This is a genomic window from Pontibaca methylaminivorans (genome assembly GCF_900156525.1).
In the GTDB taxonomy this organism is placed as follows: Bacteria; Pseudomonadota; Alphaproteobacteria; order Rhodobacterales; family Rhodobacteraceae; genus Pontibaca; species Pontibaca methylaminivorans.
In genome coordinates this window covers 618,899-631,263 of sequence record NZ_FTPS01000001.1, presented here as the reverse complement: position 1 = coordinate 631,263, position 12,365 = coordinate 618,899, and the positions used below count along the sequence as shown (strand labels likewise).

Sequence of the window (12,365 nt, the reverse complement as noted above, 5' to 3'; positions counted from 1 at the left end):
CGCGACATGAAACTCAGCGACTTCGACTTCGACCTGCCCGAGGAACTGATCGCCACGCGCCCGGTCACGCCCCGCCCGAGCGCGCGGCTTCTGGTGGCCGCGGACGATGCGATCCGGGATGCGCATGTGCGCGACCTGCCGGACTGGCTGCGCCCGGGGGACCGGCTGGTGCTGAACGACACACGGGTCATTCCGGCGCGGCTTGCCGGGCGACGCTGGCGCGACGGAGAGGCGGGGCGGGTGGCCGCGCAGATCGCGGTGACGCTGCTCGAGCCGCGCCCCGGCGGGTTGTGGGCCGCGCTGGTCAAGCCGCTGCGCCGGCTGCGGACGGGCGAGACGATCGAGTTTCCGGGCGGGCTTTCCGCCCGGCTCGAAGGGGTGGGCGAGGGGCAGGCGCTGCTGGCCTTCAACCTTGCGGGCGATGCTTTTGATGCCGCGCTGGCCGAGGTCGGCGCCATGCCGCTGCCGCCCTATATCGCGGCCCGGCGTGCCCCCGATGCGCGCGACCGCGAGGATTACCAGAGCGTCTTTGCCCGCCACCGGGGTGCGGTTGCGGCGCCGACGGCCTCGCTCCATTTCGATGATGACCTTCTGGCGCAGATCCGCGCGCTCGGGGTCGATTTCACCCATGTCACGCTGCATGTGGGGGCGGGCACCTTCCTGCCGGTCAAGAGCGACGACATCGAGGACCATCAAATGCACGCCGAATGGGGCCGCGTCAGCGAGGCGGCGGCGGGCGAGATCGCCGCGACCCGCGCGGCGGGCGGCCGGGTGATCCCGGTCGGCACCACGGCGCTGCGCCTGATCGAAACCGCGGCGCAGGGCGGAGAAATTGCCCCTTTCGAGGGCAGGACCGACATTTTCATCTACCCGGGTTTCCGATTCCGGGCGAGCGATGCGCTCATGACCAATTTCCACCTGCCGCGCTCGACCCTGATGATGCTGGTCTCGGCCCTGATGGGGCGCGGGCGGATCCGCGCGATCTATGCCCATGCCATCGCGCAACGCTACCGGTTCTTTTCCTATGGCGATGCCTCGCTGCTGATCCCGCCGGAGGATCGCGGCGGCTGAGGTCGCGCCCGGGTGCGGCGATGTCGCAACCGCATTTGAAACACGGGCCCGTTCTGTTATCGGTCGGCTCAGAAACCACGCAAGAGAGCACCGGAAGGGAACGCGGAAATGTTTCAGGTTCTGTCGAATGCCTGGGCATTACTGCTGGGTGTCGGTTTCCTGATGGTCGGCAACGGGCTGCAGGGAACGCTGCTCGGCGTGCGCGGCGAGATCGAGGGGTTTTCCACCCTCGCCATGTCCTTTGTCATGTCGGCCTATTTCGTCGGCTTTCTGGGCGGGTCGCGCTTTGCGCCCGAGATGATCCGCCGCGTCGGTCACGTGCGGGTCTTTGCCGCGCTCGCCTCCTTCATCTCGGCGATCATGATCCTTTACCCGGTCATCAACCACCCGGTTGCCTGGATCATCGGTCGGCTGGGGATCGGGTTCTGCTTTTCCGGCGTCTACGTCACCGCCGAAAGCTGGCTCAACAAGGCGGCGGACAACACCAACCGGGGCAAGGCGCTGTCGCTTTACATGATGGTGCAGATGAGCGGCGTGATCTTCGCGCAGGCGCTGCTGCTGGTCGGTGATCCGGCCGGCTATGTGAGCTTTGTCATCGCCTCGGTGCTGATCTCGGTCTCGTTCGCGCCGATCCTGCTGACCGTCAGCCCCACGCCGGCCTTCACCACCACGAAGCCCATGACCCTGCGCAAGCTGTATCACACCTCGCCGCTCGGCTGCGTCGGCATCTTCCTGCTTGGCGGCGTCTTTTCGGCGCAATACGGGATGAGCGCGGTCTATGCGGCGACGGTAGGGCTGACGCTGGTCCAGATCTCGGCCTTTGTTGCCGCCTTCTATATCGGCGCGGTGGTGTTCCAGTTTCCTCTGGGCTGGCTTTCGGACCGCATGGACCGGCGCCGGCTCATCATGGTGGTGGCGGGGATCGGGGGCCTTGGGGCCCTGATCGGGATGTTCCTCGGCGCCAATTATTACCTGCTGCTGGTCGCGGCCTTCCTGATCGGTGGGCTGAGCAACCCGCTTTATTCCCTGCTGATCGCCTATACGAACGACTATCTGGACAGCAGCGACATGCCGGCGGCCTCGGGCGGGCTGATCTTCCTGAACGGGCTTGGCGCCATGAGCGGCCCGCTGATCACCGGCTGGCTGATGAGCGAGGGCGTGTTCGGCCCCTCCGGCTTCTTCCTTTTCACGGCCTTCCTGCTGTTCGCGCTCATGGGCTACGCGATCTGGCGCGCGACGCGGCGCCCGGCGGTGCCGGTGTCCGAGACCGGTTACATGACGCAGATGACGCCCGGTTCGACGCATGTCGCGCTCGAGCTTGCGCAGGAAGTCGCGATCGAGGCCGACCAGGACGAGGAGGATCCCGAGGGCGGCGATGCCGATCCGCCACAGGCCGCCTAGACGGGATTGCGCTTTGTTTCGGCGGTGTTACAATTCGTGTCTGTATCCGGTGGGCGTTCCATTCCACAGTTGCGGTCACGCAGGGGCGCTGATCAGATGGGTGATGATCCCCGTGGGCGCCGGCCCCAGGAGCTGAACAATGGTTGGTCCCGAAGATGTCCTGACTTTCTGGCTGGAAGAGGCCGGAGAGCGCCGTTGGTATGACCAGGATCCGGCATTCGACCAGGACATCCGGGACCGCTTCCTTCCCGTCTGGGAGCAGGCCCGCGCGGGAGGGCTGAAGGACTGGAGCGTCTGCCCCCGCAGCAAGCTGGCCTATCTCATCCTCACCGACCAGTTTCCCCGCAACATGTTCCGCGGATCGGGCGACGCTTTTGCAACCGACAAGTTTGCCCATGCCTCGGCCAAGCTCGGCATTTTCCGGGGCTGGGATCTCCGCATCCCGGAGCCTGCGCGCCAGTTCTACTATCTGCCGCTGATGCATTCGGAAAACCTGGCCGATCAGGAACGGTGCGTGCGTCTCGTCCTGATGCGGATGCCGGAAACCGGCGCGATCACGCTGCATCACGCCCGCGCCCATCGCAAGGTGATCCGGGATTTCGGCCGCTTTCCCTATCGCAATGCCGCGCTCGGGCGGCGCATGGCGCGGAGCGAAGCCGATTATCTGGGTGCGGGCGGCTATGCCCATACGCTGCGGGAAATGGGCGTGGCGGCATGACCGCCGCCGGTGGCCGCCGCGACGGACGGACGGCAGGAGGCAGGGGCGCCGCAACCGGCGGCGGGCGATGACGGATCGGGTATGAGGTGAACCATGGCGGACAAGGCGTTTGATGTCGTCGTGATCGGAGCGGGGCCGGGGGGCTATGTCGCCGCGATCCGCGCGGCGCAGCTTGGCCTGGGCGTCGCCATCGTCGAGCGCGAGAACCTGGGCGGCATCTGCCTGAACTGGGGCTGCATCCCGACCAAGGCACTGTTGCGCAGCGCCGAGGTGCTGCACCTGATGCGGCGCGCGGGCGAATTCGGGCTCAAGGCGGAGGGGGTCGGCTTCGACCTGCCGGCGGTGGTGAAGCGGTCGCGCAAGGTGGCCGGCCAGTTGACCGCCGGGGTCAAGCACCTGATGAAAAAGAACAAGATCACCGTCTTTATGGGCGAGGCGGCGATCCCGGCACGCGGGCGCGTCACGGTCACGAGCGACAAGGGTCAGGAAGAACTGAGCGCGAAGAACATCGTCCTCGCCACCGGAGCGCGCGCGCGCGAACTGCCGGGGCTGGAGGCCGATGGCAAGCGGGTCTGGTCCTATCGCCATGCGCTGCAGCCTCCGCATACGCCGGAACGGCTGCTGGTCATTGGCTCGGGCGCGATCGGCATCGAATTCGCAAGCTTCTACAACACTCTTGGCGCTGAAACCACGGTGGTCGAGGTGATGGAGCGGATCCTTCCCGCCGAGGATGCCGAAATCAGCGGTTTCGCGAAAAAGCAGTTCGTGAAGCAGGGCATGACCATCATGGAAAAGGCGACGGTGAAAAAGCTCGACCGCAAGGCGAAGGGCGTCACCGCGCATATCGAGTCGGGCGGCAAGACCGAGGCGCATGAATTCGACACGGTGATTTCGGCGGTCGGCATCACCGGCAATGTCGAGAACCTGGGGCTCGAGGCGCTGGGCGTGACGGTCGACCGCAGCCATGTGGTGGTGGACGAATACTGCCGCACCGGGGTCGAGGGGCTTTATGCCATCGGTGATGTCGCGGGCGCGCCCTGGCTGGCGCACAAGGCCAGCCACGAGGGCGTCATGGTGGCGGAACTGATCGCCGGCGGCGACCCCCATCCGGTGCGCCCCGAAAGCATTGCCGGCTGCACCTATTGCCAGCCGCAGGTGGCATCGGTCGGCATGACCGAGGCCGAGGCGAAGGATGCCGGCCATGATATCAAGGTCGGGCGCTTTCCCTTCATCGGCAACGGCAAGGCGATTGCGCTCGGCGAGGCCGAGGGGCTGATAAAGACCGTGTTCGATGCCGGGACGGGCGAACTGCTTGGCGCGCATATGGTCGGCGCCGAGGTGACCGAACTCATTCAGGGCTATGTCATCGGCCGCACGCTCGAAACCACCGAGGCGGAACTGATCCAGACCGTGTTCCCGCATCCCACCCTGTCTGAAATGATGCACGAAGCGGTGCTCGATGCCTATGGGCGCGTGATCCACATGTGACCGCACCGAAGGAACCCCGGTGCGCGGGCGGCCTGCGCGGGTTCAGCCGGCCTTTTCCGTCAGGTAGTCGCGCAGGACTTCGGCATTGCTGTGCTTTTCGTCCCTTGCGCCGAACACCAGCGTGACGCGCCCCTTTGCGGCGCGCTTGACCAGCGCAGCGACCGCCTCCTGCCGGTCGTCCAGTTCCTTGCGATAGCGTTTGCGGAATTCGTCCCATTTCTCGGGGTCGTGGCCGAACCACTTGCGCAAATCATCGCTCGGGGCCAGTTCCTTGTCCCATTCGTCCAGCGCCAGATCCGCCTTGGCCACGCCCCGCGGCCAGAGCCGGTCGATCAGAATACGATAGCCATCGTCGCGTCCGGGGTCGTCATAGGCGCGCCTTGTTCTTATATCCATCTCCACGTCCTCCTGTTCTGGATGAAATCTAGTCCGTCCGCGCGCCCCGGCAAAGCCGATGTTCCGGTTGCGTTCGCTGCGGCTTGGCGACTCACCAGACAGGGGATATTCCTCAACCCTGTATCCTTGGGGGTGTCATGTCCGAGTTGAAGAACATCGAGGTGCGCGGCGCGCGCGAACACAACCTCAAGGACATCGACGTCGATATTCCGCGCAACCGGCTGGTGGTGATCACCGGCCTGTCGGGATCGGGGAAGTCGAGCCTTGCCTTCGACACCATCTATGCCGAAGGGCAGCGGCGCTATGTCGAAAGCCTTTCGGCCTATGCGCGGCAATTCCTCGACATGATGGAAAAGCCGGATGTGGATCACATCAGCGGGCTGTCACCGGCGATTTCGATCGAGCAGAAGACGACCAGCAAGAACCCGCGCTCGACCGTCGGCACGGTGACCGAGATCTACGATTATCTGCGGCTGCTGTTCGCCCGCGCCGGCACGCCCTATTCGCCGGCGACCGGGCTGCCGATCGAGGCGCAGCAGGTGCAGGACATGGTGGACCGGGTGGTCGCGCTGCCCGAGGGCACCCGCGCCTATCTGCTCGCGCCGATCGTGCGCGACCGCAAGGGCGAATACCGCAAGGAGATGCTGGAACTGCGCAAGCAGGGGTTCCAGCGCGTCAAGGTGGACGGAGAGTTCCACGAACTGGACGAGCCGCCCGCGCTCGACAAGAAATACCGCCATGACATCGACGTGGTGGTGGACCGCATCGTCGTGCGCGAGGGGATGGAGACACGCCTTGCCGACAGTTTCCGCACCGCGCTCGACCTTGCGGGCGGGATCGCGGTGCTGGAGACCGCCCCGCGCGAGGACGAGGACGAGGGCGAAGCCGAGCGCATCACGTTCTCGGAAAACTTCGCCTGCCCCGTGAGCGGGTTCACCATCCCCGAGATCGAGCCGCGGCTGTTTTCCTTCAACGCGCCGCTCGGGGCCTGCCCTGATTGCGACGGGCTCGGGGTCGAGCGGTTCTTCGACGAACGCCTGATCGTGCCCGACAGCGCCCTGCGCCTGCTGGACGGGGCCATCGCGCCATGGCGCAAGGGCAAGTCGCCCTATTTCCGCCAGACCATCGAATCCATCGCCCGTCATTACGAATTCGACCCGCGCACGCCGTGGAAGGATCTTCCCGCCCATGTGCAGCAGGTGTTCCTGCATGGTTCGGGCGACGAGGAAATCCTGTTCCGCTTCGACGAGGGCGGGCGCGTCTATCAGATCTCGCGCAGCTTCGAGGGGGTGATCCCCAACATGGAGCGGCGCTGGCGCGAGACCGACAGCGCCTGGGTGCGCGAGGAGTTCGAGCAGTTCCAGAACAGCCGCCCCTGCGGCACCTGCGACGGATACCGCCTGCGCCCCGAGGCGCTCGCGGTCAGGATCGGCGGGCTGCATGTCGGGCAGGTGGTCGAGATGTCGATCCAGGACGCCTTCGACTGGTGCGACGGTGTGCCCGGACAGCTCGGCGCCCAGAAGAACGAGATCGCCCGCCCGATCCTCAAGGAAATCCGCGAGCGTCTTGGGTTTCTCAACAATGTCGGGCTGGATTATCTGACCCTCTCGCGGTCGAGCGGCACGCTCTCGGGCGGTGAAAGCCAGCGGATCCGCCTGGCCAGCCAGATCGGATCGGGGCTGACCGGGGTGCTTTACGTGCTCGACGAGCCGAGCATCGGGCTGCACCAGCGCGACAACGACCGGCTGCTGACCACGCTCATGAACCTGCGCGACCAGGGCAATACGGTGATCGTGGTCGAACATGACGAAGAAGCGATCCGCTCGGCCGATTACGTCTTTGACATCGGACCCGGCGCGGGGGTGCATGGCGGCCATGTGGTGGCCCACGGCACCCCGGCGGAGATCGCCGCGAACCCGGACAGCATCACCGGCCAGTATCTGGCCGGCACGCGGGAAATCCCCGTGCCCACGGTGCGCCGCAAGGGCAAGGGGAAGGGCAAGGCGGTCACCGTGGTGGGCGCAAGCGGCAACAACCTCAGGACCGTCACGGCCGAGTTTCCGCTCGGGCAGTTCATCTGCGTGACCGGCGTTTCGGGCGGGGGGAAATCGACGCTGGTGATCGAGACCCTGTTCAAGACCGCGAGCCAGCGCCTGAACGACGCGCGCCAGACCCCGGCCCCCTGCGAGACGATCCGGGGGCTCGAACATCTCGACAAGGTGATCGACATCGACCAGCGCCCGATCGGACGCACGCCGCGTTCGAACCCCGCGACCTATACCGGGGCCTTCACCCCGATCCGCGAATGGTTCGCCGGCCTCCCCGAGGCGCAGGCGCGCGGCTACAAGCCGGGCCGGTTCAGCTTCAACGTCAAGGGCGGGCGCTGCGAGGCCTGTCAGGGCGACGGAGTGATCAAGATCGAGATGCACTTCCTGCCCGATGTCTATGTCACCTGCGAGACCTGCAAGGGCGCGCGTTACAACCGCGAGACGCTGGAAATCCGCTTCAAGGGCAAGAACATCGCCGATGTTCTCGACATGACGGTGGAAGAGGCGCAGGAGTTCTTCAAGGCGGTGCCGGTGATCCGCGACCGGATGGATGCGCTGGCCCATGTCGGGCTTGGCTATATCAAGGTCGGGCAGCAGGCGACCACATTGTCGGGCGGCGAGGCGCAGCGGGTCAAGTTGGCGAAGGAACTGTCGCGCCGGGCCACGGGGCGCACGCTTTATATCCTGGACGAGCCGACCACGGGGCTGCATTTCGAGGACGTGAAGAAGCTGCTCGAGGTGCTGCATGAACTGGTCGAACAGGGCAACACCGTGGTGGTGATCGAACACAATCTCGACGTGATCAAGACCGCCGACTGGATCATCGACATCGGCCCCGAAGGCGGCGCCGGCGGGGGCGAGATCATCGCCGTGGGTACGCCCGAACGGATCGCCGCCGAACCCCGCAGCCACACCGGGCATTACCTGAAACCGATGCTCGAGGCCGCGCGCGTCGCCGCGGAGTAGCGCCCCGCCCGCGGTTGACAGGTGCCGGCCGCTCTGCGTTGAGTGTGGGCCGATGCGGCGGGAGCGCCGCTTCCATTTCTGCCGAAAGCGACCGGAGCGGGAGGGGACGCGTCCCCGCCCGACCGGCGCTTTCGGACGACGGGAACGCGAAGGGGGGCGGGGCAGATGGCGGGTCCGGGTGGGGCGGGGCAGCATGACACCGTGATCGGCATGGCGATCATGGCGGGCGCCGCCCTGTTGCTGCCGCTTGGCGACACCTTTGCCAAGGCGCTGACCACGGTGATGTCCCCGGTTCACGCGACCATGTGGCGGCTTCTGGCGCAGGGAGTGATGATGGTCCCGCTCGCCTTCCTGCTGCGCCGGCGCCTTCACGGGCCCATGTTTTCGCCCATCGTGGCGCTTTCGGGGCTCTTGCTCATGCTGACGCTCGCCGCGTTCCTCGGAGCGTTCGAGCGCATGCCGATCGCCACCGCGATCGCGATCTTCTTTGTCGAACCGCTGGTGCTGACGCTGCTCGCGGTGCCGTTCCTCGGCGAACGCATCGGGCTGCCGCGCCTGATCGCGGTGGCCGTGGGGCTGCTCGGGGCGGTGATCGTGATTCGACCGGGGCTCGCCACCTTCGGCATCGCGGCGGTCTTTCCGCTGGGGGCGGCGGTCACGTTCTCGCTCAACATGATCGTGCTGCGCCACGCGAGCAAGCGGCGCTCGGGGCTGACCATCCAGTGCGGGGCGACGGCCTATGCGGCGGTCGGCACCATTATCGGCCTCATGGTCTGGCAGGGGCCGTCCTCGATCATCGCGGTCTCTGCCGCGGTTCCGCTCTGGACATGGGGCGCGATTGCCGGGGCCGGGGCGACCGCCGCCATCTGTTTCGTCATGATCGCCGAGGCGTTCCGCCGGGTCGAGGCCGGCATCCTCGCGCCGTTCCAGTATCTCGAGATCATCGGCGCGACCTTCTTCGGCTATGTGGTGTTCGGCGATTTCCCCGATGCGCTGACCTGGCTCGGGGTGGCGATCATCCTTGGCGCGGGACTCTACGTCTTTTACCGCGAGCATCGCGGGGCGGACTGAACCGGCGGCGGCCGCTCATGTTCCGGGCGCCCGCTTTGCCGGGGGCGATGTGTCCTCGTCGCGCTCGCGGCGATGACCGGCCAGCGCCGCGTTCACCTCGGCCCCCAGAAGCACCGCCGTGGCCGAAAGCCAGAGCCAGAGCAGAAGGATGACGATCCCGCCGAGCGAGCCGAAGCTTTCGTTATAGGATGCGAAATTCGACACATAGATTCCAAAGCCCGCGGAGGCGACGAACCAGATCAGGCAGGCAATCAGCGCACCGACCGAGATCACGCTTTCGCGCGGGGTCCGGCGGGAGGGGCCGAACCGATAGATCAGCGCCAGCGACAGCAGGGCAAAGACCAGCATCACCAGCGCTCCGCTTCCGGCGGCGACATATTTCGCGCGCAGGTCGAAGGGCAGCACCGCAAGCGCCGCCGGCAGCGCGAGCGACATGCCGATGCCGATGATGAAGCCGAGAATCAGCACCAGCGTCAGCAGGATCGAAAGCGTCTTGCGCCAGATGAAACCGCGCGTCTCGGTGACCTCATAGGCGACGTTCAGCCCCTGGATCAGGCTGCCGACCCCTTTCGAGGCCGAATAGAGCGCGATCCCCAGCCCGATGATCGCCGCGATGCCAAGCCCCTTGCCCTGGTGCCCCGCCACATCCGTCGCCTGGCCGATCACGATCTCGGTGACTTCCTCGGGCAGGAAATCGCTCAGCGTCTCCATCTGCCCGACCACCGCCACCGGGTCGAGCACCAGCCCCGCCAGCGCCACCAGCGCGGTGATGGCCGGAAACAGGGCAAGCAGGGCGTAAAAGGCGATGCCGGCCGCGATCAGCGTGATCTGGTCCTCGGCAAAGCTGCGCTGGACGCGCATCACGATGGACCAGCCGGTGCGGATCCGGCCCTGCGGCCGGGGGGATCCCGGGGGGCGGGCCGGGGTCATCGGGGAAATGTCGCAGCGTTCGGAGCGGCCATGGCGGGTGTCTCCTGACGGGCGGGAAGAAAAGAAAAAGCCCCCGCAGTCTTGCGCTGCGGGGGCCGGGTTTCAAGAGCGATGCTCAGATGTCCTTGCGGTGCTTGACCGGCGTCCAGAGGCGCTTGTTGGTCAGGAACAGCAACACCGTCAGGATGGCGAGGAACAGGACGCCGGTAAATCCGGCCTGCTTGCGCGCCATCATCTTCGGCTCGGCGGTCCACATCAGGAAGGCCGAGACATCCTGCGCCATGGAGGTCAGGTCGTTGGGATGCTCGTCGGCGAAATCCACCTGTTCGTCGAACAGCGGCGGTGCCATGCCGATCCAGCCGCCGGGGAAGGCGGTGTTCTCGTAAAGGATGGCGCCGGCCTCTTCCTTGTCCTCGCCGGTATAGCCGGTGAGGATCGAGGCGATGTATTCCGCGCCGCCGATCCCCTTGAACAGCTGGTTCAGCCCCAGCCCGTAGGGGCCGCTGAACCCGGCGCGCGCCTTGGCCATCATGCTGAGATCGGGCGCGTTCTCGTCGTTGCTGGTGGGGAAGTGATCCGGCGGAGTGCCGGGACGGTAGTCGTCTTCCTCGGGATCATAGACGTCGATTTCGGCCGCATAGGCACGCATCGCGTCCTCGCTGATGGCCGGGCCGCCCGGATCGGCGAGCGTGCGCAGCGGCACGTAGCGCAGCCCGTGGCAGGCCGCGCAGACCTCGGTATAGATCTGCAGGCCGCGCTGCAGCTGGTGCTGGTCGTATTTGCCGAACGGACCCTCGAAGGAAAAGGAGAAATCCGTGACGTGGTTCTCGTCCGCCGCCAGCAGCGGCGCGGCCGGGACGAGCGCAGCGGCCAGAACGGCAGCGATTGCGGTTTTCCTCAACATTGCGTGCGCTCCTTGTTTCATTCGGCCGGGGTGGATTCGGGGCTGGTGCGGCCAGCCTCGTCACCCGGATAGTGCCTGCGGAAGTCCTCTTCGATCGTGGCCGGCGGGGCTGCCGGGGTCTCGATCAGGCCGAGGACCGGCAGGACCACCAGGAAGTAGAAGAACCAGTAGGCCGAAGCGATCAGCGCAAAGCTGGCATAGGGTTCCTCGGCGGGCATGGCGCCAAGCCACATCAGCACGAAGAAGTCGATCACGAGCAGCGCGAACCACCACTTGAACATCGGCCGAAACCGCCCCGAGCGCACCCGCGACGTGTCGAGCCAGGGCGCCAGCGCGATGGCCACGATCGCGCCGAACATGGCGATCACGCCGAAGAACTTGGCGTCGATGATGCCGCCGGTCAGGAAGGATGCAAGCTGCACCACCCAGACCTCGCCGGTAAAGGCGCGCAGGATCGCGTAGAAGGGCAGGAAATACCACTCCGGCACGATATGCGTGGGCGTCACCAGCGGGTTGGCCTCGATATAGTTGTCGGGATGCCCGAGGTAATTCGGCATGAAGCCGACGATGGCCCAGAACACGGTCAGGATCAGCGCCAGGGCGAAGAAATCCTTGATCACGAAATAGGGCCAGAAGGGCAGGGTGTCGCGATCGGCCTCGGCCCGCGAGCCGCGGCGCACCTCGACCCCGGTGGGGTTCGAGTTGCCGGTGCTGTGGAAGGCCCAGATATGGACGATCACCAGCCCGGCGATGACGAAGGGCAGCAGGTAATGCAGGCTGAAGAAACGGTTCAGCGTCGCATTGTCCACCGAGGGCCCGCCCAGCAGCCAGGTCTGCAGCGCATCGCCGATGAAGGGGATCGCGCCGAACAGGCCGGTGATCACGGTTGCGCCCCAGAAGGACATCTGCCCCCAGGGCAGCACATACCCCATGAAACCGGTCGCCATCATCAGCAGGAAGATCAGCATGCCGATGATCCAGGTGATCTCGCGCGGGGCCTTGTAGGAGCCGTAGTAGAGGCCGCGGAAGATATGCGCATAGACGGCGATGAAGAACAGCGAGGCGCCGTTCGCATGCAGGTAGCGCAGCATGTGGCCTGCGTTCACGTCGCGCATGATATGTTCGACCGAGGCAAAGGCCAGGTCCACATGCGGCGTGTAATGCATGGCCAGCACGATGCCGGTGACGATCTGCAGTGCAAGGCAGAAGGCCAGGACGATTCCCCAGATCCACATCCAGTTCAGGTTGCGGGGGGTCGGGATCATCAGCGTGTCATAGATCAGCGTGATGGCGGGGATGCGGCTTTCGACCCATTTCGCGCCGCGGGATTTGGCTTCGTAACGATCGTGCGGAATTCCAGACATGTCGCGCT

At 65.9% G+C, this 12,365-nt stretch carries 10 protein-coding genes; 6 read left to right on the top strand and 4 right to left on the bottom strand.

Annotated elements, in window-relative coordinates; genetic code table 11:
- Positions 1-6 precede the first annotated feature (6 nt).
- From queA to lpdA, 4 genes are all read left to right on the top strand, one after another.
- The gene (gene queA, locus B0B01_RS03115) at positions 7-1,071 is read left to right on the top strand and encodes a tRNA preQ1(34) S-adenosylmethionine ribosyltransferase-isomerase QueA (RefSeq protein WP_076647256.1); all 1,065 of its coding nucleotides are present in this window, start codon (positions 7-9) and stop codon (positions 1,069-1,071) included.
- 108 nt (positions 1,072-1,179) lie between these two features.
- A complete protein-coding gene (locus B0B01_RS03110; RefSeq protein WP_076647253.1) occupies positions 1,180-2,472 on the top strand; it encodes an MFS transporter in 1,293 nt (430 codons plus the stop codon).
- A 139-nt stretch (positions 2,473-2,611) separates the two neighbouring features.
- Entirely contained in the window at positions 2,612-3,190 is a 579-nt protein-coding gene (locus B0B01_RS03105; RefSeq protein ID WP_076647249.1) for a DUF924 family protein, read from the top strand.
- Between the two features lie 93 nt (positions 3,191-3,283).
- The gene (lpdA, locus tag B0B01_RS03100; protein WP_076647246.1) at positions 3,284-4,678 is read left to right on the top strand and encodes a dihydrolipoyl dehydrogenase; all 1,395 of its coding nucleotides are present in this window, start codon (positions 3,284-3,286) and stop codon (positions 4,676-4,678) included.
- A 42-nt stretch (positions 4,679-4,720) separates the two neighbouring features.
- On the opposite strand, the gene B0B01_RS03095 is transcribed toward lpdA, so the two are convergent.
- Entirely contained in the window at positions 4,721-5,074 is a 354-nt protein-coding gene (locus B0B01_RS03095) for a DUF488 domain-containing protein (protein WP_076647243.1), read from the bottom strand.
- Between the two features lie 137 nt (positions 5,075-5,211).
- On the opposite strand from B0B01_RS03095, the gene uvrA reads away from it, so the two are divergent.
- Both uvrA and B0B01_RS03085 read left to right on the top strand, forming a co-directional pair.
- The gene (gene uvrA / locus B0B01_RS03090; protein WP_076647240.1) at positions 5,212-8,088 is read left to right on the top strand and encodes an excinuclease ABC subunit UvrA; all 2,877 of its coding nucleotides are present in this window, start codon (positions 5,212-5,214) and stop codon (positions 8,086-8,088) included.
- 165 nt (positions 8,089-8,253) lie between these two features.
- Entirely contained in the window at positions 8,254-9,159 is a 906-nt protein-coding gene (locus B0B01_RS03085) for a DMT family transporter (protein WP_076647237.1), read from the top strand.
- A 15-nt stretch (positions 9,160-9,174) separates the two neighbouring features.
- On the opposite strand, the gene B0B01_RS03080 is transcribed toward B0B01_RS03085, so the two are convergent.
- From B0B01_RS03080 to B0B01_RS03070, 3 genes are all read right to left on the bottom strand, one after another.
- Entirely contained in the window at positions 9,175-10,020 is an 846-nt protein-coding gene (locus tag B0B01_RS03080; RefSeq protein ID WP_234967769.1) for a YihY/virulence factor BrkB family protein, read from the bottom strand.
- A 184-nt stretch (positions 10,021-10,204) separates the two neighbouring features.
- Positions 10,205-10,993 carry a cytochrome c1 gene (locus tag B0B01_RS03075; protein ID WP_076647231.1) on the bottom strand — a complete coding sequence of 263 codons (789 nt, stop codon included), beginning with the start codon at positions 10,991-10,993 and terminating at the stop codon, positions 10,205-10,207.
- A 17-nt stretch (positions 10,994-11,010) separates the two neighbouring features.
- Positions 11,011-12,357 carry a cytochrome b gene (locus tag B0B01_RS03070; protein ID WP_076647228.1) on the bottom strand — a complete coding sequence of 449 codons (1,347 nt, stop codon included), beginning with the start codon at positions 12,355-12,357 and terminating at the stop codon, positions 11,011-11,013.
- Positions 12,358-12,365 lie beyond the last annotated feature (8 nt).

What these genes read in the sequence shown, in the direction of transcription:
- B0B01_RS03110 (WP_076647253.1), top strand. Translation starts at nt 1,180, where the DNA reads ATGTTTCAGGTTCTGTCGAATGCCTGGGCATTACTGCTGGGTGTCGGT.
- uvrA (WP_076647240.1), top strand. Translation starts at nt 5,212, where the DNA reads ATGTCCGAGTTGAAGAACATCGAGGTGCGCGGCGCGCGCGAACACAAC.
- B0B01_RS03070 (WP_076647228.1), bottom strand. Translation starts at nt 12,357, where the DNA reads ATGTCTGGAATTCCGCACGATCGTTACGAAGCCAAATCCCGCGGCGCG.
- lpdA (WP_076647246.1), top strand. Translation starts at nt 3,284, where the DNA reads ATGGCGGACAAGGCGTTTGATGTCGTCGTGATCGGAGCGGGGCCGGGG.
- queA (WP_076647256.1), top strand. Translation starts at nt 7, where the DNA reads ATGAAACTCAGCGACTTCGACTTCGACCTGCCCGAGGAACTGATCGCC.
- B0B01_RS03075 (WP_076647231.1), bottom strand. Translation starts at nt 10,993, where the DNA reads ATGTTGAGGAAAACCGCAATCGCTGCCGTTCTGGCCGCTGCGCTCGTC.
- B0B01_RS03085 (WP_076647237.1), top strand. Translation starts at nt 8,254, where the DNA reads ATGGCGGGTCCGGGTGGGGCGGGGCAGCATGACACCGTGATCGGCATG.
- B0B01_RS03105 (WP_076647249.1), top strand. Translation starts at nt 2,612, where the DNA reads ATGGTTGGTCCCGAAGATGTCCTGACTTTCTGGCTGGAAGAGGCCGGA.
- B0B01_RS03095 (WP_076647243.1), bottom strand. Translation starts at nt 5,074, where the DNA reads ATGGATATAAGAACAAGGCGCGCCTATGACGACCCCGGACGCGACGAT.
- B0B01_RS03080 (WP_234967769.1), bottom strand. Translation starts at nt 10,020, where the DNA reads ATGCGCGTCCAGCGCAGCTTTGCCGAGGACCAGATCACGCTGATCGCG.